The sequence below is a fragment of the Paenibacillus sp. FSL H7-0942 genome, from assembly GCF_045040715.1.
Lineage (GTDB): Bacteria > Bacillota > Bacilli > Paenibacillales > Paenibacillaceae > Paenibacillus > Paenibacillus amylolyticus.
The window spans coordinates 6,834,772-6,858,742 of record NZ_CP150279.1 but is presented as its reverse complement, the minus strand read 5'-3'; the positions used below and the strand labels follow the sequence as shown (position 1 = coordinate 6,858,742).

At 46.2% G+C, this 23,971-nt stretch carries 17 protein-coding genes; 13 read left to right on the top strand and 4 right to left on the bottom strand.

Features of this window, described 5'->3' with window-relative positions:
* Positions 1-15: 15 nt before the first annotated feature.
* Positions 16-384, top strand: a complete 369-nt coding sequence (locus MHI48_RS30010) for a DUF4180 domain-containing protein (protein ID WP_036611747.1) — start codon at positions 16-18, stop codon at positions 382-384.
* Between the two features lie 64 nt (positions 385-448).
* Entirely contained in the window at positions 449-1,573 is a 1,125-nt protein-coding gene (locus MHI48_RS30005) for an SGNH/GDSL hydrolase family protein (protein WP_036611744.1), read from the top strand.
* 140 nt (positions 1,574-1,713) lie between these two features.
* Here the strand turns inward: MHI48_RS30005 and MHI48_RS30000 are convergent, their stop codons facing one another.
* Positions 1,714-2,280 carry a dihydrofolate reductase family protein gene (locus MHI48_RS30000; RefSeq protein ID WP_405142613.1) on the bottom strand — a complete coding sequence of 189 codons (567 nt, stop codon included), beginning with the start codon at positions 2,278-2,280 and terminating at the stop codon, positions 1,714-1,716.
* Positions 2,281-2,349: 69 nt separating this feature from the next.
* On the opposite strand from MHI48_RS30000, the gene MHI48_RS29995 reads away from it, so the two are divergent.
* From MHI48_RS29995 to MHI48_RS29980, 4 genes are all read left to right on the top strand, one after another.
* On the top strand, positions 2,350-3,258 hold the full coding sequence (locus MHI48_RS29995; RefSeq protein WP_339196157.1) for a YafY family protein: 909 nt from the start codon (positions 2,350-2,352) through the stop codon (positions 3,256-3,258).
* A gap of 60 nt (positions 3,259-3,318) precedes the next feature.
* Complete coding sequence (locus MHI48_RS29990) at positions 3,319-4,245, top strand: oxidoreductase (protein WP_405142611.1); 927 nt, start codon at positions 3,319-3,321, stop codon at positions 4,243-4,245.
* A 271-nt stretch (positions 4,246-4,516) separates the two neighbouring features.
* Entirely contained in the window at positions 4,517-4,786 is a 270-nt protein-coding gene (locus MHI48_RS29985) for a CD3324 family protein (protein ID WP_036611734.1), read from the top strand.
* Between the two features lie 184 nt (positions 4,787-4,970).
* Complete coding sequence (locus MHI48_RS29980; protein WP_076329345.1) at positions 4,971-5,516, top strand: hypothetical protein; 546 nt, start codon at positions 4,971-4,973, stop codon at positions 5,514-5,516.
* 49 nt (positions 5,517-5,565) lie between these two features.
* Here MHI48_RS29980 and MHI48_RS29975 read toward each other — a convergent pair whose 3' ends face one another.
* Complete coding sequence (locus tag MHI48_RS29975) at positions 5,566-6,426, bottom strand: GNAT family N-acetyltransferase (protein WP_076329346.1); 861 nt, start codon at positions 6,424-6,426, stop codon at positions 5,566-5,568.
* A 321-nt stretch (positions 6,427-6,747) separates the two neighbouring features.
* Here MHI48_RS29975 and MHI48_RS29970 point away from each other — a divergent pair, with 321 nt between their 5' ends.
* The 5 genes from MHI48_RS29970 (at position 6,748) to MHI48_RS29950 (ending at position 18,813) form a co-directional block, all read left to right on the top strand.
* Entirely contained in the window at positions 6,748-7,287 is a 540-nt protein-coding gene (locus MHI48_RS29970; RefSeq protein WP_143781492.1) for a hypothetical protein, read from the top strand.
* A gap of 269 nt (positions 7,288-7,556) precedes the next feature.
* On the top strand, positions 7,557-9,698 hold the full coding sequence (locus MHI48_RS29965) for an ATP-binding protein (protein WP_076329347.1): 2,142 nt from the start codon (positions 7,557-7,559) through the stop codon (positions 9,696-9,698).
* Between the two features lie 4 nt (positions 9,699-9,702).
* Complete coding sequence (locus tag MHI48_RS29960; RefSeq protein ID WP_036671783.1) at positions 9,703-10,401, top strand: response regulator transcription factor; 699 nt, start codon at positions 9,703-9,705, stop codon at positions 10,399-10,401.
* A gap of 346 nt (positions 10,402-10,747) precedes the next feature.
* The gene (minD, locus tag MHI48_RS29955; RefSeq protein ID WP_405142607.1) at positions 10,748-11,617 is read left to right on the top strand and encodes a septum site-determining protein MinD; all 870 of its coding nucleotides are present in this window, start codon (positions 10,748-10,750) and stop codon (positions 11,615-11,617) included.
* Between the two features lie 578 nt (positions 11,618-12,195).
* Positions 12,196-18,813: an InlB B-repeat-containing protein gene (locus tag MHI48_RS29950; RefSeq protein ID WP_076329349.1), complete on the top strand. Its 6,618-nt coding sequence runs from the start codon at positions 12,196-12,198 to the stop codon at positions 18,811-18,813.
* Positions 18,814-19,124: 311 nt separating this feature from the next.
* Here the strand turns inward: MHI48_RS29950 and MHI48_RS29945 are convergent, their stop codons facing one another.
* A complete protein-coding gene (locus MHI48_RS29945) occupies positions 19,125-19,481 on the bottom strand; it encodes a winged helix-turn-helix transcriptional regulator (protein ID WP_405142605.1) in 357 nt (118 codons plus the stop codon).
* A 152-nt stretch (positions 19,482-19,633) separates the two neighbouring features.
* Here MHI48_RS29945 and MHI48_RS29940 point away from each other — a divergent pair, with 152 nt between their 5' ends.
* Positions 19,634-20,242 (top strand): flavin reductase family protein, encoded by a 609-nt coding sequence (locus MHI48_RS29940; RefSeq protein ID WP_245838448.1) that lies wholly within the window; start codon positions 19,634-19,636, stop codon positions 20,240-20,242.
* Between the two features lie 136 nt (positions 20,243-20,378).
* Here the strand turns inward: MHI48_RS29940 and MHI48_RS29935 are convergent, their stop codons facing one another.
* Complete coding sequence (locus MHI48_RS29935) at positions 20,379-22,247, bottom strand: AbfB domain-containing protein (protein ID WP_076329351.1); 1,869 nt, start codon at positions 22,245-22,247, stop codon at positions 20,379-20,381.
* 245 nt (positions 22,248-22,492) lie between these two features.
* On the opposite strand from MHI48_RS29935, the gene MHI48_RS29930 reads away from it, so the two are divergent.
* On the top strand, positions 22,493-23,905 hold the full coding sequence (locus tag MHI48_RS29930) for a DKNYY domain-containing protein (RefSeq protein ID WP_076329352.1): 1,413 nt from the start codon (positions 22,493-22,495) through the stop codon (positions 23,903-23,905).
* The last annotated feature ends 66 nt before the right edge of the window (positions 23,906-23,971 follow it).

Sequence of the window (23,971 nt, the reverse complement as noted above, 5' to 3'; positions counted from 1 at the left end):
GGAGGAGAAAGTGAAATGAACATAACTATTGATCAACAAGGCAATTCCAAGGTCGCCATTATTGAAAGTGATGGCATCGTCATCAACAATGCTCAAGATGCACTGGATTTGATGGCTTCGGTAAGGTATAGCGATGATGCCGATAAGCTCATTATCGACAAATCGAACATCACGGAAGAGTTCTTCGAACTGAAAACCAAGCTTGCAGGCGAGATTTTGCAGAAATACGTGAACTATCATGTTAAGCTTGCTATTGTGGGAGATTTCGAAGGACATAACAGCAAGAGCCTGAGAGATTTCATCTATGAGTGCAACAATGGCAAGCATGTTTTCTTTTTGAAAAACAAAGAGGAAGCGCTTCAAAAGTTGCATAATATCAGTTAAGCGTACATCCGAGGCATGTAGAGAGCCTGCTTATAATCTGAGCCAAACGTAGGAGGTTTGCACCGTGATATCTAATGAGAATTTAAAGGTATATGCTCTGCCTGAGATCGGAAATCTTAAAGTGCATGGCAGAACAACTGGAGAGCGATCGCCGTTGACGTTATTTTGGACGGGGAGTGCAGTTGAACTCAATGTACAGGGCTCCGAACTATGGGTTGAAGTAGAGTCGCAGTATGACATGTATGAGTCATGGATCAGCATTCTGATCAATGGTGTTTCGGTGAGCAGACAGATGTTAACGGCGGGAAGGTACTGGGTCTGTGTATTCCGAGGTATGAACGCAGATGTGGTGAAGAATGTACGGATCGTCAAAGATGTTCAAGCGATGAGTGGTGACCCGGGTTGTGCCTTGCAGATTCATGCGGTGAAATCGGATGGAGCGTTCCTGCCTGTGCAGGAAAAACCGTACAAGATCGAGTTCATTGGTGACAGTATTACATCTGGCGAAGGTGCGATTGGAGCGAAAGCGGAGGAAGATTGGATTCCGATGTGGTTCAGCGCCATACATAATTATACGTTTATGACAGCAGAGGCATTGAATGCGGAGTATCGGGTCATCTCGCAAAGTGGCTGGGGTGTGCTGACAAGTTGGGATAATAATCCAAAGGGGAATATCCCCAAGTATTACGAACAGGTCTGTGGCTTGCTTACTGGTGAGCGTAACGAAGCGCTAGGCGCAGGAGATCAGCATGATTTTAGTTCCTGGCAGCCGGATGTGGTAGTCGTGAACCTGGGCAGCAATGATGGGGGTGCATTTCAGTCACCGGAGTGGAAAGACCCCGACACGGGCAAGGTGTACAAGCAGCGTTTGAACGAAGATGGTACGTATCATGAAGAGGATCTGACCGCTTTTGAGAAAGCAGTGGAGCAGTTCCTGTTCAAACTTCGGAAAAACAATCCGGATGCACAACTCGTATGGGCTTATGGCATGCTTGGTTTTCCCATGATGCCTGCCATCTACCGCGCGGTTGATGCGTATACAAAGGGGACAGGAGATCGTAAGGTCTCAATCATCCAGCTTCCTGATACAACCGAAGAGACGGTAGGTGCGCGCACCCATCCAGGCGAGTTATCTCACCGTAGGACGGCAGAGGTGTTAGCGGAATATATACGAGGAATGATAGGATAACTTGATACTTGATACTTGATACTTGATACATGGTAATGGAAAGACCACTCTTTCATGAACGGGTAGCCCAATGGTTAGATGGTGTCTAACTTTATGGTGTCCATTTATCACAAGAATGGTCTTTCCCCTTTTCTACTCATCTAGATATTCGAGGGTGTATCCGCTGTGCCGGTGTTCTGTACCTCATAACGAATCGAAATGATCTGTCCGAGCGTCTGGGTTCGGAGCATTTTAAATTGACTTGGCACAGTGCCTGTCGGGAATAAGGGGATGCCTTCACCAAGAATTTTGGGAATGATGGCGATTTCAATCTCATCCAGTAATTTTTTTGCTAACACAGCTTGAACCAATATGCCGCCACCCACAATCCACACGTCTCCATCAGAAGTTTGTTTTAACCGGGGAATGAGCGTATCTACCTCCTCGGTTGTAAACTGTACATGCGGAGCGGGCGGCTGTTCCGAGCGGGAAAGCACATACGTTGGGCGATCCGCATAGGGAAATTCTTCGGAAAGTGTGAGCACCTCTTCATACGTATAACGTCCCATAACAACGCTACCGATTGTTTCATAAAAGGCAGCATACCCGTTGTCTCCACCATCACCCTCCACATCAAATAACCAATCGACCGAACCGTCCAGTCTTGCGATATATCCATCCAAACTCATAGCAATGTACAAAATTGTTTTGTTATCAGACATGTTCATCGCTCCCTTCTAAAATGTATGATACACTTTAACTATGACAAAAGTTGACGTAGTTAGGATGTTGAATTCATGAATCATCGAAAACTGGCTATTATGCGCCTGATGGATTCCAGACAAAAGTTCACCGCCCGGGAACTGGCAGAACGGTTCGACGTTTCGGTTCGTACGATCCAGCGCGATCTGGATGCATTGCAGGCGCTGGGTTTTCCCTTGTACACAGAAGTTGGCGTGAACGGAGGATATCGGGTGTTGCCCAATCGGATTTTGCCACCTCTTCAACTGACACAGCAGGAGGCATTAGGGCTGTTTATGATGCTGGAATATCTACAGCAAGTACCGGATTTTCCGTATGGATCAATGCGTGAACATCTGGCTGAGCAGTATTTTTCTACTTTGCCCGAAGATGTACAGGATCTGATTATGCGAATGAGGGAACACATTGCTTTTGTCCAACATCCAGGTGAGCATGCCGAGCCTTTAACAACAGCGATATTGGGTGCAGCGGTAGAAAAGAGAGAAATCGAATTTATGTATCATGCCCGCAGTGGTCCTAAAAAAGTCCAGGTCTTTCCCTATGGCATCTACTATGAGCAGGGACATTGGTACATGCCAGCCCGGAATAAGGACCGCGTATTATTGTATCGGGTGGATCGCATGCAGCAGTTGACGGTTATGGAATCAGTGGATAAATCTGTTCCAAGTCTAAAGGCATGGTTAGCTGCCAAAGAAGATAGAGCAAGCGTAGAAGTGGTGCTGCATTTCACGGAATTTGGAGCGAGGATTGCTGCGTCAGATGTATTGTTCAAGTCAGTTGAAGGCCATGAGTGGCGCGGACTGATTCCGCCTGAAGAGTTCTCTTTTACAGCACGAAAGTTACTCTCCTATGGGCCGGAAGTGAAGGTGGTGTCTCCGCTCGAACTACAGCAGCAGGTTAGAGGGATGCTGGAACGGAGTTTAAGCCAGTATGGTGGGGGATAAGAGCTTTCAAACGCTGGATATTAGGGTATCAAGGAAGAGATAAGAAAGGTGTGTAGACAAATGAGCAAAGTTTGGACTAAAGATATCATCCCGACTGTATCCGATAAAGTAGTGATTGTGACAGGTTCGAACGGCGGGTTAGGGTATGAAACGGCATTAGCGTTAGCTGAAAAAGGCGCAAAAGTTATCCTTGCAGTTCGTAATCTGGAAAAAGGTGAAAAGGCAGCTAATAAAATAAAGTCGTCTGTGCATGTAGCTGGAGAGGTAATCGTTATGCAGCTCGACCTTAGCGATTTAGCTAGTATTCGTAAGTTCGCAGCCGCTTTTCTTGAGCAATACGATTCTTTGTCCATTCTCGTTAATAATGCAGGAATTATGAACCCTCCATTCCAGTTGACGAAAGATGGCTTTGAATTGCAGTTTGGTAGTAATCATCTAGGCCATTTTGCGCTTACGGGTCTACTATTGCCTCGATTGATCTCTACTCCGAAATCGAGAGTAGTCACTGTAAGTAGTATGGCAGCTCATAATGGTGCGATTGATTTTAATAATTTAGATGGCTCCAAAGGATATAATCCTATGAAGTTCTACAGTCAAAGCAAGCTAGCCAATCTGATGTTTGCGAGAGAGCTGCAGAATAAATTTAATTCCGCCCATATTGATTCCATGAGTATCGCCGCTCATCCAGGAATTTCGCATACCAACCTATTTTCCTTCGGTTCGGGGAAACAGACCAATATATTCATGCGCAGTCTTTTGAAAATCATTAGTCAACCGGCACGTATGGGGGCATTACCTACCTTATATGCTGCAGCAGATCCGACGATCACGGGAGGGGAGTATATTGCTCCCAGCGGTATGGGCGGCACTAAGGGCTATCCCAAGAGCGCTAAGATCATCGAAAAATTATATGACGCTAACATTTCAAACAAGCTATGGAGCGTATCAGAAGAATTAACAGGGGTATATTACAGATTCGACGTGTAGATTTTGCCATTAGGGAAAGTAAACCTTATTATGGTATAGACAGTTAAAAGTTCTTCAGCACGAATAAGATTAACTGAATGGGGGGCTACCATGATTCGTTTCATAAGAAGTTTCACGATCCGCTCTATGCAGAGTCCATGTGATGAACAACGGCGGTTGTTTGCATAGAGCTTGAAATTCTTTTCCGCCATATCATTGTAGTGCATATCCAATGTGTTCATTGTACGACTCTGCTGCCTTAAAGATTTTAACTTTTAAGGAGTGGAGCAACGTGAAATATATTAATGCGGATACAATCTTCCCGGAAGAATTACTCAAAGAAATACAGCGTCATATCTCTGGTGGCTTGATCTATATTCCGAGGCCCAAGGATGCCCACAAGAAGTGGGGCGAGAATTCGGGTGGCAGAAGGATTGTCCGGGAGCGGAACGACGAGATCCGCCAGCTTTTTGCTGCCGGAACAACCATCGATCAGCTTGCGGACCAATACTGTTTATCCATCGATAGCATCAAGAAAATTGTGTATTGCAAAAAGGGATGAAACTATAGAGGCCATGTTCGAGCAATCGAATGTGGCTTTTTCCTGTAAGAATAAAGAATAGTTATTAAAGGTTTTTTACATATTCGAGGTTGTTAACTACGCGTACAATTCATTTGACGGTACAAGGATTTGCGGTAAGAGTTCTTGAATTAACTCCTTAAATCATCTGGTAAGGTTGGTGAATATGAATATAGAAGTGAAATTAACGAATAAAGACGAGGCGTATGTGATTAAAAATATGTACCCGCTATACCTTCATGATCTATCCGGACATTATGGTCTGGGTGGAGAGCATACCCCGAACGAACATGGCATTTTTGAGCCAAGTCCTGATTATATAACTTTGCAGGATCAGTATAACGTCCAGGACATATGGTGGGAAAAACCGGAGTGTCTTTATCCGTTCCTCATGATTGTGGATGGCATACCGGCAGGGTTTGCGTTCATAGCTACTCCGCCATATTGTTCACAAGGCACGAATTTCTTTGTACATGACTTCTTTCTGATGCAGCCGTTTCGAGGTGTAGGCGTTGCTGAATACGCGGCATCGACGATCTTCGGCATGTTTATAGGAAACTGGGAGTTGTTCACCAATCCATCGGAGAAAAATAAGATTGGCCAATCTTTCTGGCGAAAAACAGTGGATAATTATACTAAAGGTAACTATCGGGAGATTTACGGGCAAACGTTCGATGGTTATAAATTGATTTTTCAATTCTCCAATATATAAAAAGAGAGACCGTCTCCCTTTGCGGAAAATGATCTCTCTCTACTGCCTTTTATAAACTACCGTTGAAATAGTGATACTCAGAAATCACTTCAAAACCAACACTGCGGTACAGATTCAAAGCACGTTTGTTCTCGGTAACAACGGATAAGCGGATATCTGTGTAACTTTGTTTCCTTAGGAGATCAACCAGGATGCTAAGCGCAGTGCGCCCCAGTTTCTGTCCCTGATAAGCAGGCAAGATACAGAAGTTATGAATAAATGCGGTTGTTGCATTAATGGAGTTGACCCGTACCAGCCCAACAGGCAGTTGATTCTGCCACGCAATATAGGTGACTCGGCTGGGTTCATTTGTTTGCATAAAGTACTCGCGTGTCCAGTCCTCCGAATCTCCAAAGGCTTGGGAGGAGCAAGTGACCATAAATTCCATATCCTCGGCTTCTGCCACGGACAACGTTAGTTCAGGTGGCTCCACAACCGAAAGGACCTCATTCACAAGTTGCATCGAGTACTCCGCACGATCATAAATGGCTCCGAGGGATTGGGCAGTATGAACACCCGGAGATAAGCCCTGAGGAACGCGATAACTGAGTTGGTTGATTCCCTGTGGTTTCATATCCAGGATGGCCTTGTTCAGTAGGCTGCTGAATACACCTTGGCGGTGAAAATCTGGGTGTACGATGGCATTAATATTCCCGGTTACGGTGTCGGAAGGATACCAACTGAGGAGTCCTACCAAATCACCGTGGCGATAACAGAGGAGTGCATGGTCTCCGTCTTTTTTGCTAATATGGTCAAGGTCTGCTTTCAGATGAATGGAATCAAGCTGTTTACATTGTTGTTCGAGTAAAATAATAGCATCAATCTGTTCCTTGGAATCATAGATCATAGGAACGACTTGATAAGTTGACATAGCTTTCACACCTTCATTGTTGAAGGAAACACGCAGTTATTGGACCCGCAGGCGCTGTCCTTCGAGAGTTGGTCCAGTTGTAATTTTGATCATCATCATTATCTCCTCCAAATCACTTCCCGATGACTATAACACAATCTATGATGAAGATGACACCCAATGGATGTAATTCACTGGGTGTCTGTTCAGATGTTCCTAATAACTGGACATTATATCCTATTGAAGGGATAATTGAGAGTAATACTGACGAGAAAGGAGTTGATCACCTCGCGTAAGTTAGCTTATGTGATGAGTACGTTGTTTCTTTCATCTGTCATGATAATGGGGTGCACCCCATCTGAGTCAGCCGAGAACGTTAAAGAGACCATTCCACCAGCGACGAATCAGCCGAGTATTGTGAGCAATCAGAAGGCGTCAGCCATAGATGAGCAGCAGGCCCTCGAAATGTCGCTGGATTATAAAACAACCGAACTGACTGTTGATTATAAGGACTATGAAGATACGTTAACTGTGGAGGGTCTGCTGGCTAGAGCAGAAGTAATCAGACCATTTTTGACAGAAAGGAATTTCGAATCCAATATAGATGCGCGATTTAACAAGATTCCTTTACGTGTAGCAGACAAAGAGAAGGCTCTGCTGCATCCTGAAAATATACAAACCAAGATCAAAGATAGCAAGAGTGACTGGATTCTTGTGGAATACACGCTCGATTTGAAATTTACGGATAAGGATGGCAAAGAGTTCAAGTCCATTCCGTTATCGGGTGATATCACCTTTTTGCAGGATCAGGGAGAATGGCGCATTCAGGATGACACGTACAACATGAAGCCCTTCACAGAAATCATCAATAATTCACTATAATGCATGAGTCATCTGTGAATCTGGCACATACAGATTGTGCTCGAATTATTCATTGCGAATAAGATCCTTCATATCAGTATGCACTTCAAAGTGTGTACTTTTTTTGTGGCGGCGCACCCAGCTAAGCGCGCGTCGTCAAAAGGGTATCATCGCGATGTTAGCTATCGACACCTGCTAGAAATTTGCAGGGTACATTCTCCTGTATTGATGATATTATTTGGATGATCAACTTACTTATTGCGCTCTTGTAGAATGGGGTTGGGTTCATCATGAGGGAGATTCTCCGAGTCGGTTCTCGTAAGGTTTGGTTGTATATCATTGCTGCTGTTATTGGTTTGGTTACAGGCTATGTCGTCCTCTCTTCGCCGGACTCTCCTAGGCTCCAAAGTGAAGAAGGTATTCTGGATTTAACGCAGGCTCAACTTAGTACGAATCCGCAAAAATTAACAGGGAAGTGGGCGTTCTATTGGCAAGAACTGCTGTCGCCTGAGGATATGCGGGTTCGTTCGGCAAGGGAAGGAAATCAGGACCACTGGATTAACATCCCAAGCTCCTGGCTGGGCTACCCGTTAGAAGGTCAGCGGCTGAGCGGTACAGGCTATGCAACCTTTGGACTGGTCGTTCATCTAAGCGACCAGGATCGCGATGAGATGCTTGCTCTGCGGCTGTCTAGCATTTTTAATGCGTACAAATTATGGGTCAATGGCGAGCTGCTGGAAGAAGTTGGTGAGGTTGGTCAGGACAAGCACAGCATGACCCCGCAATTGGAAACAAAGCTGGTGTATTTTCAGCCTGAAAGCGACACGTTAGAGCTGGTCATGCAAGTATCCAACTTCCAACATCATCGGGGCGGCATTACCAAGGATATCGAGCTGGGTGGCAGTGACGTACTAACGACCAAGACCAATCTGAATCTTGCCAGGGATATGTTCATCACGGCAAGTTTGCTAGTGATCGGTTTGTATAATCTGCTGTTGTTTATGTTGCGACGTAAGGATAAAGCTCCGTTATATTTTGGCCTGTTTACTGTACTGCTTGGTATTCGATCCTTGTTCAACGGCGAGCTTATCTTTACACAATGGTTGCCTCATTTTCCTTGGGAATTGCAGTTCAAGATCGAATATCTGATTCTTTGCCTCAGCGGTTATATCATCACCATGTATTTTGATTGTATTTTTCCGAATTATGTGTCGCGATGGTTTCGCCTTGGCACCCGGATCGTAACTGGGGCATTCTGTATCCTTGTAGTGGTAACCCCTGCAATTATATATACAAAATTTTTGCTGGTAATCGGTGTGATGGTAGTTCTACATATGATTTATCTGATGATCGGGCTGGTTCAGGCGGCTGTGCGACGTATGGAGGGAGCGCTGATCTTCCTGCTGGTGTCGGTGGTTACTTTGGTCACGGTTGTCAACGATTTTTTGTATTTTAACGGATGGTCGCTAGTTGGAAATACATCTCCGCTTGGCTTATTGATATTTACGATCGCGCAGCTGATTCTGCTGTCTTCGCGATCTACGAGGACGGCATCGAACGAAGAGAGAATTACACGTGAATTACAGTACGTTAATGACAAGCTGATTGAAATGAATATGAATCTGGAACAGACCGTTCAGGAGCGAACACAGGCCTTATCTACAGTGCATGATGATCTCCAAACCTCGTATGACCGACTGCTTCACTCCGAGCAAGGGAGGAAGAAGCTACTTGCTTATATTACGCATGATCTGCGTATGCCGTTGTCCAGTATGCTTGGATATGTAGAAGCTATACAGGACAGGGTCAAGCCGGAACGCAATGAACAATATCTGAAGTACATCCGGGAGAACACGATAAGGATTAACCGTATGATCGAGGAGTTGTCCTTCTTGTCTCATTTGGAGACTGGACAAGTCTCGTACCGAATGGAGCCGATTCAGATGATTCCTTTCTTGCATGGTTTTTTTGAACAATATGAGTTGGTAGTGCGCGACGCAGGATTAGACTTCATACTGGATATCGGAGATGCCGAGGATAGACGATCTATTTTGCCAGTTGTCGAGATGGATGCGAAAAGAATAGAGCAGGCTTTATTTAATCTAGTGTCAAATGCCATGAAGTTCACCTCCAGCGGGGGGCTGGTGCGTATTGCACTAGTTGTGGAAGTGGTGAATCATGCTCCCCATGCAGTCATTAGCATACAGGATTCTGGAATGGGGATTCCTCCGGATCAGCTTGAGCAAATCTTCGAACGTAATTACAGATATGATCGGCCGGGAATGGGCATAGAGGGCAGTGGACTGGGGCTGGCAATTTGCAGGGAAATCGTACAAGCGCACGGAGGAATGGTTCGAGCGGAGAGCGACGGCAAGATGGGGGCGACATTCTATGTAACGTTTCCTTGTACGGTGATTGAAGGAAAGGGGTGATGAGATGGACACGCACAAAATCATGATCGTTGATGATGATCCTCATATATGCGAGATTGTGCAGGTGTATTGTGATAGGGAGGGATTTGTCTCCACCTGCAGTCATAGCGGGTCAGAAGCGATGGAGCTGCTTGCATCGTTTGAGCCGGATTTAATTATACTGGATATATTGCTGGCTAATGAAAACGGTATTGACTGGTGCAGGAATGCGCGTAATCTCACCAGTGCGCCGATTGTGTTTCTGAGCAGTCAAGAGGAAGACGAAATAAAAATTAGCGCATTATCCTATGGCGGGGACGATTATGTGACCAAGCCGTTCAGTCCGGGAGTGCTCATGGCCAAGATCAAGGCTCACCTTCGCAGAGTGTCGACGGGTAGAAGGGAACAACTGCTGGAGTTACCGGGTTTGACACTGGATTTCTACACGCAGTCCGTCAACATGGGAAGTACATCTATCTCTTTATCGAAAAAAGAATTCAGTCTGCTGTCCTATATGGCACAAAACGTGAATCGTGTCGTCAGTGTCGATACGTTGTTTCAAATCATCTGGGGAATGGAAAGTCTGGAGGATACGAGAACGGTTGCTGTACATATCAGTAATTTACGCAAAAAAATTGAGTCTGACCCTGCCGACCCCGAGCGAATCATTACGGTTCGGGGGAGTGGATATATGCTGGTTTCTAACAGTACGTCACAAGCATGAATATAGCAGTAAGGGTAGTCTATTATAAATGGGAAAATGGCGTTGGAGCAGTATCTGACGCTATTGGCCCATTTTTTGTTCTTTCCACTAGCTTCGTAATCGACTCAAGATATTGAATCCCTCAACACCAGTCTGCGCTTTTCCATCCTCGTCAAAATGATGTGCCATCTCTCCGAAAAATTAAACGATCCAATACGCACGGATTTAAAGTTTTCTTTAGATTTCTCAAGTAGGATAATCCATCATGATAAAATCACTGTGGTCGATATAACGACATATTTCATCAAATTGCAACTGATTATTAGCTACGAGGACGTTACATTCAAGCCGGATCAAACGATAATACGTGAAGAAATGGTTGTCTTGCTGTCCCGCATTAGTACTTGAAGAGAAGGAAGTGGCTCCGATGGCACGAGTTATATGTATCACATCAGGGAAAGGCGGAGTTGGCAAGACAACGGTCACGGCTAATCTCGGGACTGCCCTTGCCTTATCGGGGAGCAGCGTTTGCCTGATCGACGCTGATTTTGGATTGAGAAATCTGGATATTCCGCTTGGTTTGAGTAATAGGGTAAGGTATCATATTTCTGATTTTCTGACGGGTCGATGTGCTTTACATCAAGTGATCGTCAAAGATAAGCGAATCAGTACCTTGTCCTTTATCTCCTGTAGTAACGACACGGTGCATCATGATGATCCGCAAGTTTTTGGCAAGGTTGTACAGCAAATAGCCCAGGGCTATGATTATGTGCTGATCGATTCGCCGGCAGGCATTGAAAATGGATTCTGGAATGCGGCTTTGGCAGCAGATGAGGCTATTGTCGTTACTACACCTCATCGTACATCGCTTCAGGACGCGGATCGCGTAATCGGATTATTAGAAGATATGATTCCGGCTCCGCCACAGCTCATCATTAATATGGCCGACGGACAGGAAGCCCGTTCGGCAACGGTAAAGATGCAGGATATGATCGATATTCTCAATATCGGTGTGATTGGCGTGATCCATGCCGATGTAGAAATTATACGTTCCGTACATAAGGGCATCCCGATTGCGCTTAATCCCGAGTTTGAAAGCGGGCTGCGCTTCAGGCATATCGCCCACAATGTGGCGAAGAATCAGCAGGAGCCTTTTATCTCATTGAAACCCAAGAGGCATATTAGTGTTTTTTCACTTCCTCAAAGACTGCGTTGGGGGAAGAGCAGTTCGTTATAGTCGCTTCTGGTAGATGAATCGTTGAGAAGAGAATCATCTGGAATGGACTGCAGACGAGCTAAAGAATTCATGAAAGAGTGGTGTGGGAGTTACCTTCCCTACGCCGCTATTTTTTGATGTCATTGATGTTCTCACTTGCGAGTAGTTGCTTACTTAAAGTTTTCTTTATAATTCACAAGCGCCCCTATCTCGCGTGATAAAATACGGAAGAAAAAACGACATAATTTGCTGTGTCGGTGTCACAATTCGACTGCGACTGATCAGAAAGATAGGTGAACGAATTCAATCTGTAAAGTTGACATTATCGTACCTTAAAGCAGTCGGATCTCTTCAGTCGGATGTTTGAGCTGACGTTGATGTGCTGAATGTGCTGAACGCCGCAGCTAGACAATGTCATTTCTGTATGTAAAGTTTTTCCTCGCTTGATCTCGACGTGCCGAGCGAACTGACTCGCAGGAGACCAATGATCCCGATCTGGGTCAGTGGTATCCGCTATTAGTCTGGCTTTGTTGATTAGCTTGATTAGAAACCAATTTTGGAAGGTCTTTTTTAGTTTGATCTATACATAGAAGGGATGAATGAAAGTGAAGAAAGTAAGACAGGGATGGAAGGTAAGCCGGCGGATCCTGATGTGGATGCTGGTGATCAGCTTAATAGTTTCTGCCGTGCCCCTATTATCAGCGCAATCGGCAGTAGCGGCTGAACTGCCGATGCAGATGACAAAAGTAACTACATCCAGTGGATTCCAGGATGTGAGTCCCACCGACTGGTTCTATGATGCAGTCGTCCATGTGCAGGAGAAGGGCATATTCAGCGGAACAAACGCGAGTAGCTTCTCTCCTAAGGGGACAATGACACGTGCCATGTATGTAACGGCACTTGGACGGATGGCCGGAGTCGATGTGGGGGCGTACTCCACTTCGAGCCTTGCCGATGTACAGGCGGGCAGCTGGTATGCGCCATATGTCGAATGGGCGGTTAAGAAGGGAATTACCGATGGCACGGGGGATCGGAAATATTCGCCGGATGCTACCGTATCTCGGGAGCAAATGGCGACGATGACGTTGCGGTATTTCGAAAGCGAACAGATCCCTTATCAGACCGAGAATTCGGTCACGACAGAACCGGGCGATTTCGGGGATGTATCGCCTTGGGCGGCTGATGCGGTCATCAAGCTGTGGCAAGCCGGTGTGTTCACCGGGGACGAAAAGGGGAACTTCAATCCGCGTGCGCAAGCGACTCGCGCGGAAGCAGCGGTTCTCTTCATGCGCAACAACGCGGTTGTAGAGGCGTGGAAAAATCAGAATCAAAAGCCGGTGACACCGACATCGCCAGTGACACCAACACCGACATCGCCGGTGACATCAACGCCAACACAGTCACCCGGCAGTAATAGCGGTGGCGGAACGCCTGGAGACAACGGAAGCAGCCCTGGCGCCGGTTCCACTGTGTATACGCTCACGTTTGAGAGCAACGGAGGCACGGCAGTTGCTGCGCAGACGGTACGAAAAGGCCAGGTCCTAAATAACCTACCTGCTCCAACAAAAGAAGGATATATATTTCAAGGGTGGTTTGTGGATAGTGATCTTTCACTCATCTTCGCAAGTGGCACTACCTTGACTGCGGATACGAAGTTGTATGCGAAGTATACTGATAGCATAGATCGTGCCGTACAGAGCGTACCAAGCTATTCGGTACTGGATGTCGCGCCGAACTTCACCATTAAGGTGCAGGATTCATCGGGCAGTCTAACGGAATCCCAGGTCAAAGAGGGGATGACCTTCGTGGATACGGCGAATCCCGAATTCGAAGGGGTTACCGTCTCTGGCGGGAACGGAGTTTTCACGGTATCGTCAGCAGCCGAAAATGGCAAGTTCGTTGAAGGTAACACATATCAACTTACGTTGACGGATGACAGCTTGTCCTTCCAAGGCCAAGACGCGACGACAAGTATTTATGTATTTAGCGTTGCTAAAAAAGAAGTCATGAATGTTCCACTTAATGCGAGCATGATCTACCTGCCCTTCGCGGATGTCACGGATATGATGCTAGACGGCACGGAGGTGGGTTCACCAGCGTTTTCCGTAGTCGCCACGACAGTGGGTGGCAGCGGAAATGCGTTGGCTGAAGCGAATGCGAGCAGCGGAACGTTCGTATATAGCGGAGACACGGTGATTCAAGTAGGCGATACCGTCGCCATTTATCAAGGGATTAGTCCCAACCTACGCACGTTAGAAACAACCGGTGAGAACGATGGTGATATTGCCTATGTTCAGATTACGGGGGGGAACGGCACGACCTACACCTATGGTCGTGCGGACGCGAATCAGGTGTTGTTCAAGCCGGATGTTCTACCGGTGAGCGTAGAAGCAGACACGGATGGAGATTCCAATAACCACTCTATCACGGTTGAGCATACCGCGATGAACTACAGCGATAGCATGTATGAGCCACTCGGCTTGGATGAGCTGACGACGGTTGATGTGGGCGACTTTATCGGGTTCTATGAGGGTGGATTTGCCCAATCCGATTTTAAGTCCGTCGGTTACGGACGCATCACGTCGATTACGCCTGCGGCGGAGAAGGATATCATCACGTATACCGATGCGGCTATCGAAGATGTCACCAGCGCGTTCGACCTCTATCAGAAGCAAGCGATTGCCGGGGAAGAGTTATTGTCAAAAGAGCAGATCGCGCAGCTCGAAGAACAAATTGAGCAGCAAGCAAGAGACAGCGGATTCGTCAATGAAGCCGCGGATTATCTGTCTGACATCGCCATGGAGACGAAGGAAATTCAGGAGATCAAGGCTCAGTCCTCCCTAGCATCCGGTAAAGGCAGCCGGGTAAGTGTGGAGAAACTGACCGTTGTTGCTTCAATCGGCACGAGGCTGAAGAATATTGACGGCCGGACCTCAGGCGTAAGTGCTACATTACAAGTGGGTGCCGATATTGTTGTCAATATCAATGAAGACAGCGATCTTGTCATCCATATGACCGGTACATTCGTTCAAGAGATAAGCTTGGATCTTGGCGTTAATTCGGATACGAAATGGCATTGGTACAAAATATCGACCTTTTTTGGCGATGTTCCTATTTTCCCAGTCATTGATGATTATGTAATTACGGCGAATCTGGATGCTTATAGCTATACCGGGATGAACATCACGGCAGAGATAGCTCTCGTCGAACACGATAAGCTAAATGATGCACTGAATGACTGGGTGGGCGAGAAGAACGCTGGCAGGTTGGGAAAGGTTCAGGACATTGCGACACAGATTAAAGCGGTAATGGCGGGTGTGCAGGATACTGCCGTAGATGCGGAATCGTTGAAGGAAAAGTATCAAGAGATGTTGGAGCAAGACACGGAGTGGGTTCCGTTAATCAAGAAAGAGCTCTTTGAAAAGAGCGTACGCGTGGCTTTAGGTATTGTGGAAGTCAAATTTGAAGCGGAGTTTGTGGTCAGCGCCCAGGTGAACCTGACGGTGGGGGCAGATTTCTACTATAAGATGGCGAAGCGCTACTCGGTTACCTTACGCGTGATGAGTTTTAGTGGTACGAGCAATACGGTTAGTTTGCCAGGAGACGGAGATTACCAATTCACCTTCTATGTGATGGGTACGATCGGGTTGCGAGCCGGTATTCACATGGAGGTCAAAGCGGGGATTGGCAGCGTCGAGTTGAACAGTATCGGGCTTGCTGTAGAACCCGGTGTGTATGTGAATCTGTGGGGCTACTTCTATTATCAATTAAAAAATACTAGCGGGGTGAAGACCACGAAGTCTTTAGGTGCCCTGTTCGTCGAGATTGGCATCTATTTGGAGGTCGAACTCGGCGCTCAATTAGGTGATGGCGGGCTTTCCGGCGGCGTAGAGCTGGTCGATGAAGAGTGGCCACTGTATACGATAGGGGAAGAAAAGAACGTCTACGACTTCGCCTATCCACAGGATGATGAGCTCGGGTTGCTCTTCAGGGGAGATGCTGACTCTCGCAATTTACCAGAGTCATTTTTCAAGATGGATACTTTAGATTTGAAAACAGGTATAACTACGCAAGAAACATATGATAGTTCACAATTTGATATTCAATTAAGCGGTGATAACTTCAGATTTTTGCTTGATAAAAAAGGGGTACAAGTTAGAAATAAGACGATTCCATCGAGTGCGGCTAAATTAGTTATTACTTGGAAGGGAGCGCCGATGTCATTCACGTCAGCTCCGATTCAGCGTACGATCCCACTGAACTGGATTAAAAGTGCGGATGGTGATCTTACGATCGAATTCGATCCAAGCAATGGAGAACCATCTGAGATTGTAACTGCTGCCTTTAATGCAGCAATTCAAGTGAAAAACAAAGTCCCAGTAAATCCGGGATATACTTTCGATGGCTGGTATACTTCTGCCTATGGTGGTACAAAAGTGGAAATTCCCAATCGGATGCCTACAGGTATTCCAAAACTGTATGCACATTGGATTGTGGGCACAGACACACCGTACAAAGTCAATCATTATTTGATAGATGCAAACTCACAGAAATTATCTGTGCTTACGGATTCCGAAACGCAGACGGGAACAACAAATACAGAGATTCGTATAACCTCTAACAAATATAGGGATCGTGGCTATAATGAAGTTGTAGTAAAAGGTATCTATATTAAGGGCGATGGTTCGACAGTTGTTAATATTTATTACAAACCAATAAGTCGGACATTAACTTTTAATTTAGGTTATGAGGGAGCACCAGAAGGTAAACTAACGGATCTAATTTATAAAAATATCGTTAATCGAATTCCAGTTCCGACAAGAACGGGATATACGTTTGCAGGTTGGTCACCGAATGTCCCAAATGCGATGCCAACAGATAACGCCACCTATACCGCAAACTGGACAGTCAGGGATGATACGCCTTACAAAGTCGTATACTTGCAGCAAAATATAGGGCATCCAACCTATACGGTTGTAGATGAAGAAACGCATCGGGGTATAACCAATACGAGGGCAATCCTGCCTAAAGAATCACTCAGGTCTTATGAAGGATTCACGGTAGATACAGCTCTTCCGGGAACTGTGTTAGATGCCGATATTGCGAGCGATGGTACAACGGTTCTAAGGGTGTACTATACGCGTAATATGTATAAGTTGACCATAGATTACAATGACCTGAATACACCTGCAAAGGAGATCGATGTACAATACGGATCAACGACTTCATTACATTTCGGTGATCCAACTTGGGCAGGTCATGAATTCAAGGGGTGGTCATCTGTCCCAGCGGTAACCATGCCTGCACAAGATATCGAGTATATCGCTCAGTGGGACATAGACCAGCATACTGTCAAATTTAACAGTAATGGTGGAGTGGAAGAAGTTCCTGATCAAACTTTAGCTTATGGAAAAACTGCCATCGAACCAGCAACACCAACGAAGAAAGATCATGCGTTCGGAGGTTGGTACAGCGACAGTGATCTTACAAAAACCTACAATTTTGCAACGTCAGTGACGAGTAACATTACGTTGTATGCGAAGTGGATGCGTGGTTATACGATGAGCATCAACAGTAATGGTGGGACAGAGATATCCGACCAGGCGGTCTACGAAGGAACAAAACCTGCGGCACCTCAACCACCAACGCGTGAGGGATATGTGTTCGGAGGTTGGTTTAGCGACAAAGATTTGACAAAGGCATATAATTTCACAACCGAAATTGTGAAGGGTGATATCACCTTGTATGTGAAATGGGTAGTTGCTCAAAAAACGCAGTATAGAGTTCGCTTCTTTGATGAACAAAAGACTGAGCCAATCGATCAGATGGTAACTGAAGGTGGTGTGGCAGTGGCACCTGAGCCACTAACAAAACCAAATCATACGTTCTTGTTCTGGAGAGATAAAGAGAAGCGGAATGAAGCATTTGATTTCACAACACCAATAATGAGGAATTATGAGATACACACGGCATGGATACTGAATAACTATGAGGTAAGCTTCATAAGCGACGGCAAGAAGTTGAGTGGTCAGTCCGTTAACCATCAAGAATCGGCTAAAGAGCCTTCAAGGCCAACGCGCGCAGGTTATGTGTTTAAAGGATGGTACAGTGACAGTGATCTGACGATACTCTACGATTTCAGGACTCAGGTGACGAGTGAGATTTCGTTGTATGCGAAGTGGATGCCTGAGTTCACCGTGAGATTTGATAGTAAAGGCGGCTCAGCAGTAAACGCCGGGACAGTGGAGTATAATACTAAAATTGCGGTGCCTGCATCTCCGAAGCGGACAGGTTATAAATTCGGCAATTGGTATAGTGATGAAGGTTTGACCAGTGTCTATAATTTTGAGACACCGGTAACGACAAATTTCACGTTGTATGCGAAATGGACACCCGTCTTCACAGTAATCTTCGACCATAAGGATGGTTCAGCGGTGACAGATCAGCAGCCGGTGCTGGAAGGGGAAGTGGTTTCTGCACCTGCCGCACCACAGCGAGAAGGTTATACCTTCATCGGTTGGTATAGCGATGAAGATTTGACCAATGCTTATCATTTTGAAACACCGGTGACGACGAACATCACGCTGTATGCAAAATGGAAGGTCTTATATACAGTATCTTTAAGTTCATCACAGGAATTGATCCGACAGACAGTGGCAGAGGGCGATATGGTTACTAGACCTGAGGCCTTTCCTCCACGAAGTGATGGATGGATAGTCTACTGGTGGTACGTAAAGGGTAAGCCTTGGGCAGATGCTTACAATTTCGAGACGCCAGTGACAGGAAACTTTGAGTTAGACGCATATTATGGACGTCCCTATACGGTGAACTTCGAGTCTAATGGTGGTTCAGCGGTGGCTTCCCAGATCCTTGGAGGTATAGATAAAGTCAAAGTACCTGAACCTCCAGTGAAACCAGGGTTTGTGTTCGAAGGTTGGTATAGAAATAAAATATTTACTACAGCATATGATTTTGAATTGAAGATTTCAGATTTGGGAATCAGTTCTACTACTTTGCCGTTGTATGCAAAGTGGCTGCCTCTCGACAATAATGAGACCATCAATAGTGACATGAATTTTTTAACAGATGATAAGACGGTGGCGGAAGACAGCGTTGTTTCGCTAGCTTTTAAATCAGTAATGGATTCCTATATATATGATGGTTGGTATGCAGACCAAAAGAGAACGATTCCCATGAACTTTATGAAATACCAGTGATGTCAAAGCCCACGATATGCGAGTTTTGGGGTCATACATGATATATCCCGATAGACAAATCAAATCATTCGTCATTAGATCGTATGTTCGAAATTTGTAGAAAATTTTGGTAGCACAGAATGTGAAACAAGACTGTCTTATATGGCAATAAAGAGCAGGTGAAGAAAAACAAATTGTTTTTCTATACCTGCTTTTTTTATTAATAACTCAACCTTTGGTGCGACCAAGCTTAGGTTGCGAAGTCTAGCAGGTGGAAATCCTGCTTGGGAAGCATTGTTCTGGATGAATCCTTCTCAGAAATCATTCATAATTCACTGTAATTCATGCAACGTTTGTGTCTCTGGGACGTTATGCACACCCCATTTGCAGATTTCCTCCAGAATGGGCATTAGACTCTTGCCTCGCGGGGTTAACGAATACTCCACCTTCGGCGGGGTCTGATCGTACTCAACTCGTTTTATCACACCTTCACGTTCCAAATCGTTCAGTTGAGAGGTTAATACCTTGTACGTGATCCCGGGTACACGCCTCTTGAGTTCTCCGTAGCGTGTGACCCCATGAAAGGCGAGTTGGTACATGATCTTCATCTTCCACTTCCCGCCGATAATGGATAGGGTGTAGTTGAATGGAGTTAGTGTTTCCACTAGGATTGTGCTCGGATTATCCATCACAAATAAGCTCCTTATACAGGTACGCACTTCAAAGTGCGTACTTTTTTTGTAGTGAACAAGTGTATATTCTTATACCAATATATGTTTCCCGTGGGGCTTTGTAAACCGAAGGAGCTGCTCAGGGACAGGGTAGAAAGGAGCGAGTGTAATTGGCAAAAGACAATGTATTTGAGTTTGCAAGAGATGATATCACCATCGATGAAATGTATAAATTGATGATCGGTTCCGTGGTACCACAGCCTATTGCCTGGGTTTCTACGCGAAGTATGGAGGGTGTGCTTAACCTCGCTCCATTTAGTTTTTTTACCGTTGCTTCACGCAATCCGGCGACGCTGCTCCTATCCATTGGGCCTGGTGTAGGTGAGAGAGAAGGAACAGTGAAGGATACACTCGTAAATATTCGAGAGACGGGAGAGTTTGTGATCAATGTAGTTCCCGCTGTACTTGCAGCGTCCATGCAGCGTTCGTCAGCAGATGTAGCGTCGGAAGAAGATGAGTTTGAACTGACAGGCGTTACACCCAGAGCGGGCATACGTGTAAATGTACCTTCCGTGCTGGAATCTCCGATTGCTTTTGAACTTACGCTGGATCAGGTCATTCCAGTGGGTACAGATCATCTGGTCCTTGGAAAAGTAGAGCATGTACGAGTGGATGCAGAGGCGTATGCTGGCCGTTATAAAATAGTAATTGAGAGCTGGCAGCCACTAGCCAGTCTGGCTGGAGATTACGCCCTAATGAAACCTGCATTTTCAGTATGAGAGGGAGGTACGAAATGTATATCTGAAAAGGTGTAAAACAGAAAGAGCCGTTTTTTCAGTTAATACTCCTGAAAAAACGGCCTTCTCCAAAATGTACCCGAGATGTAGATGCTAATCTTATCTCCAATTATTTTGCTTAGAAATTGGTTCGCCCAAACGTGGCATCACTCTTCACAGTTGCGCTGCTGGTTGCATTTACAGCATCCAACTGCAAAACATAGTCATAATGCCGGATGTAATATCCGGGCTGACTGTACGATTGAAGGGATACTTTGGTGCTGTCAGCCCAACCAGGGCTGCTTAGGAACGTAGCATCTCCCTTATAGGCAGCGGTGTCGGCGTAGGCTTCAAGTACAATTTTGTTGCTGGCATTACGCTTCAGAAAGTAGCCTGGGAAGTTGATGGACTCCAGTGATATTCCCGTGGAGCTGGCAAGACCCGGTACGACGCGGAACTGTGAATCCAGAATAGGAGAGACGTTGGCATCCACGCGAGCGGTGTAATTGGCATGACGGATGTATCGATCCGGATAGTTGTGTGAACTGAACCGGCTGTAACCTGTGGCTTCAGGTGTTGCAGGGCCCAACATTTTGACCTCGTGCAGAGTTGGGGTATACCAGTTCCCCGGATTATTCCACAAGACGGCGTTCACCATATTAATCCGTACATAACGAGCTGTGAAATGCACAGCATCGGTCGTAAAGCCATAGGTCAGATTGTTGGTGCGATCCAAGGTGGAGTAATTGACTCCATCGTTGCTAATTTCAATTTTGTATTTGTAGTACCCTTCGGAACCTTTATACATAAACCAGGACGTGTCGATCTCGGTGATCGTCTTCGGTGCGCCGAAGTCCACCTGCCACCAGGCAGGCCAGCTATTGGAGGAAGCCACCCATGAAGTCTGGTAGTTGCCATCATTGACGTTGGATGCAGACGAACCGGAGGCTGTGGAGCTGGCGGTAGCTGTTTTGCCTTGTGCATGATTGACGAGAGCAGGCGGTGTTACTACACCTGTTACTGCATCAATATTCCATGTGGTATACCATTCCAGTGATGCTGTTCCGTTCGAATCATTCAAGGTTAGTGGCAGCCAGATATGTTTGTGCTCTCCGAGGTTCATCGGATTCCAGCGATCCGCCATGTAGATGAAGGATGTGGTGTTGCTGCCTGTAATCGTGGCAATATCGTGAATCTGCGAACCAAAGGCAGATGGATTGCCATATGGCGTAAGCGCAGCCCATGGACCCGTCATGGAAGTTGCTGTAGCATAAGCGCCCTGATTCGGATACCAGCCAGCGGCTTGAGAGGTGAAGAGGTAGTAACGGTTTCCTTTTTTCACAACAGTAGGTGCTTCACGGTAGGCGTTCTCGAACAGCCAGCCCTCGAAGGACTGTATTCCGGTGTAACTTGCATTCATTTTAAAAATAGCCATCGTATCATTGGCACCGCCATTTTTGCGTGAAGCAGTAACCAGATAACCTGTGCCATCTGTATCAACAAAGACGGTCATGTCACGGGATTCATAATTCAGCGGGCGGAAGCTGCCCTCATAGGTGAATTTGCCATTCGGGGTATTGCTTGTTGCGACCGCTACACGCCCGAGGTTGTAGTCTGTACCGTTCTCATAGTGTGCCCAGAGCACATACTGATTGGTGGAGGCGTTATAGATGACTTTGGGGCGTTCGATCTTACTGGAGGCCAGCTCGGTTGCGGAATCTTTCGTCAGGATGGCGTTGCTGAAAGTCCAGTTCTTCAGATCGGTGGAGGTGTAGACGTTCACTCTGTCGAACCTGCCACCCACTGCATGTTCACCGTACAGATAATACGTCGAGCCTACCTGCAGAATGTTGCCGCTGTTCGCATGGATGGGGTTGCCTGCGGTATCGAGCCAGTCGGTACCGTTGGTTATCGTGACACTTGCTGCGCTTGTTCGTTCAGGATGAAGTCCAAACAGGGTGAACGTGAGTGCGAAGACCAGAAACCAGAGAGCTTTCCTGTTACCCATTACATACACCTCCCGAAAGATATTAAATTAAATGAAGCGCTCTCATTTATATTTTAGTTGGGTCAGACTCTTTTTCAAGTGAACAATCCATCCATTGCTGAACAAACCGGCATTTCATCGTGGCTGAGCGGTGAGAGCGGAGGAAATGTTCCTAAATATCAAGTACGATGATGTGGAGAGGATCAGGTACACACGTTAAAATAAAGCTAGACTGAATTCACATCATGGTTGGAGGGTGGACCGTCATGAACAAGTTTATTGTAGATGAAGACCTTCAGGTGATATTGCATAATGACGAGGATGGAACGAACACTCCGATTAAGGGAGGCATTACTGCTCAGGATTTTGAAGTCATCTCTACGTATCAAAAGGGATGGTTGACCTTCGCCTATCTGCGTGATCGTCAGGGAATATGGTGGTTCAATGCCCGCAAGAATAAGGCGAGTTTGTTCAGTCGGGATACGGAAGCTTTTCGTGTGATCGATGAAGATTACTGCTGCGACTCTCAGTATGTCTATCTGGAAGATCAGGCCGTGCCTGACTCCAATCCGAGTAGCTTTCGGCTGTTGCCGGATACGCCCTACTTTGCTCAGGACCAACGTTATTTATATGTAAAGAGCAGCGCGCATTTTCATCTGTTTGAGGATATCGATACGAACTCTGTGATTGCTCATCACGACTATTGCACCGACAAGGACCATCTGTTCCATCTGTCCAGTTCTCTTCGCTATGCGAATGGGGAAAAGGATGAGGTGAGGGCATGGCTGCAAGAACATCATCCCGACGTACATGGCTGGTGGCATGCGAATTATGCCCACAGTGCAGAGGGCGCTACACAGATCACAGGTAATTGGGTTGAGACCGCGTCGTCTATTTTTTATAAAACAGAATGGGGCGGTACGTATCGTCGAGAAGCAAAAGCGGTATTTAACCTTGTCCGTGGAGCGGACAGATCTACCTTTGAACCGCTGGATGAGCAGTTTGCACGGGACCGGGAACGGGTTTATTTTCAGTGGCGTACTGTAAAAGGAGCAGACCCGGATACGTTCCAGTCACTAGGTGGACCTTTTGGACGTGATGGCAATCATGTGTATTACAACGGATACCGTGTCGACGAGGCAGATGCTCGGCAATTTGTAGCGTTTGCCGGGACGGAGCATCTTGGACTTTCCAAAGATCAGCAACATGTGTATCGTGCGGAGGTTGTTCGGACAATTCAGCCCTTCGGTCATCCTGACGATGTGCTTCAGATCATTAAGGGGGCTGACGCAGCGACGTTTGAGTTAATAACGCCTTCCAGCAGTTGGGCGGTGGATGCCAATCGTGTGTATCTATGGGGTAAACCGAATAAACATATCGATCGAGCCAGTTTTACACATCTATTTGATGCCGATCCCCAGAGCTTCGCGAAAGACAAGAATGGTCTGTATAATGCCAATGGAAACTGCACAGTGAAGGGCGTTAACGGCAGTACATTTGTCATGCTGAATCAATATTGGGGTAAAGATGAGCGTGTGGTGTTCAGCTTTGTGACGGGTGGGGTTTATAAGTCGGGAGATGCAGCGACGTTTATGGTTACGGATGATATCGGGGGCGCCGAAGATACGCTATTTCGGTATACGGTGGAAGGCGGTACAGTGCGGAAAAAGAAGAGGTAATGAAAAAAGGGATGGTAGACTTAGAAAAGAGTCCACTATCCCTGTTTGAATTTCTAGTTATTTGAC

What these genes read in the sequence shown, in the direction of transcription:
- MHI48_RS30010 (WP_036611747.1), top strand. Translation starts at nt 16, where the DNA reads ATGAACATAACTATTGATCAACAAGGCAATTCCAAGGTCGCCATTATT.
- MHI48_RS30000 (WP_405142613.1), bottom strand. Translation starts at nt 2,280, where the DNA reads ATGAACATGTCTGATAACAAAACAATTTTGTACATTGCTATGAGTTTG.
- MHI48_RS29995 (WP_339196157.1), top strand. Translation starts at nt 2,350, where the DNA reads ATGAATCATCGAAAACTGGCTATTATGCGCCTGATGGATTCCAGACAA.
- MHI48_RS29990 (WP_405142611.1), top strand. Translation starts at nt 3,319, where the DNA reads ATGAGCAAAGTTTGGACTAAAGATATCATCCCGACTGTATCCGATAAA.
- MHI48_RS29980 (WP_076329345.1), top strand. Translation starts at nt 4,971, where the DNA reads ATGAATATAGAAGTGAAATTAACGAATAAAGACGAGGCGTATGTGATT.
- MHI48_RS29975 (WP_076329346.1), bottom strand. Translation starts at nt 6,426, where the DNA reads ATGTCAACTTATCAAGTCGTTCCTATGATCTATGATTCCAAGGAACAG.
- MHI48_RS29970 (WP_143781492.1), top strand. Translation starts at nt 6,748, where the DNA reads ATGGGGTGCACCCCATCTGAGTCAGCCGAGAACGTTAAAGAGACCATT.
- MHI48_RS29965 (WP_076329347.1), top strand. Translation starts at nt 7,557, where the DNA reads ATGAGGGAGATTCTCCGAGTCGGTTCTCGTAAGGTTTGGTTGTATATC.
- MHI48_RS29960 (WP_036671783.1), top strand. Translation starts at nt 9,703, where the DNA reads ATGGACACGCACAAAATCATGATCGTTGATGATGATCCTCATATATGC.
- MHI48_RS29950 (WP_076329349.1), top strand. Translation starts at nt 12,196, where the DNA reads ATGAAAGTGAAGAAAGTAAGACAGGGATGGAAGGTAAGCCGGCGGATC.
- MHI48_RS29945 (WP_405142605.1), bottom strand. Translation starts at nt 19,481, where the DNA reads ATGGATAATCCGAGCACAATCCTAGTGGAAACACTAACTCCATTCAAC.
- MHI48_RS29935 (WP_076329351.1), bottom strand. Translation starts at nt 22,247, where the DNA reads ATGGGTAACAGGAAAGCTCTCTGGTTTCTGGTCTTCGCACTCACGTTC.
- MHI48_RS29930 (WP_076329352.1), top strand. Translation starts at nt 22,493, where the DNA reads ATGAACAAGTTTATTGTAGATGAAGACCTTCAGGTGATATTGCATAAT.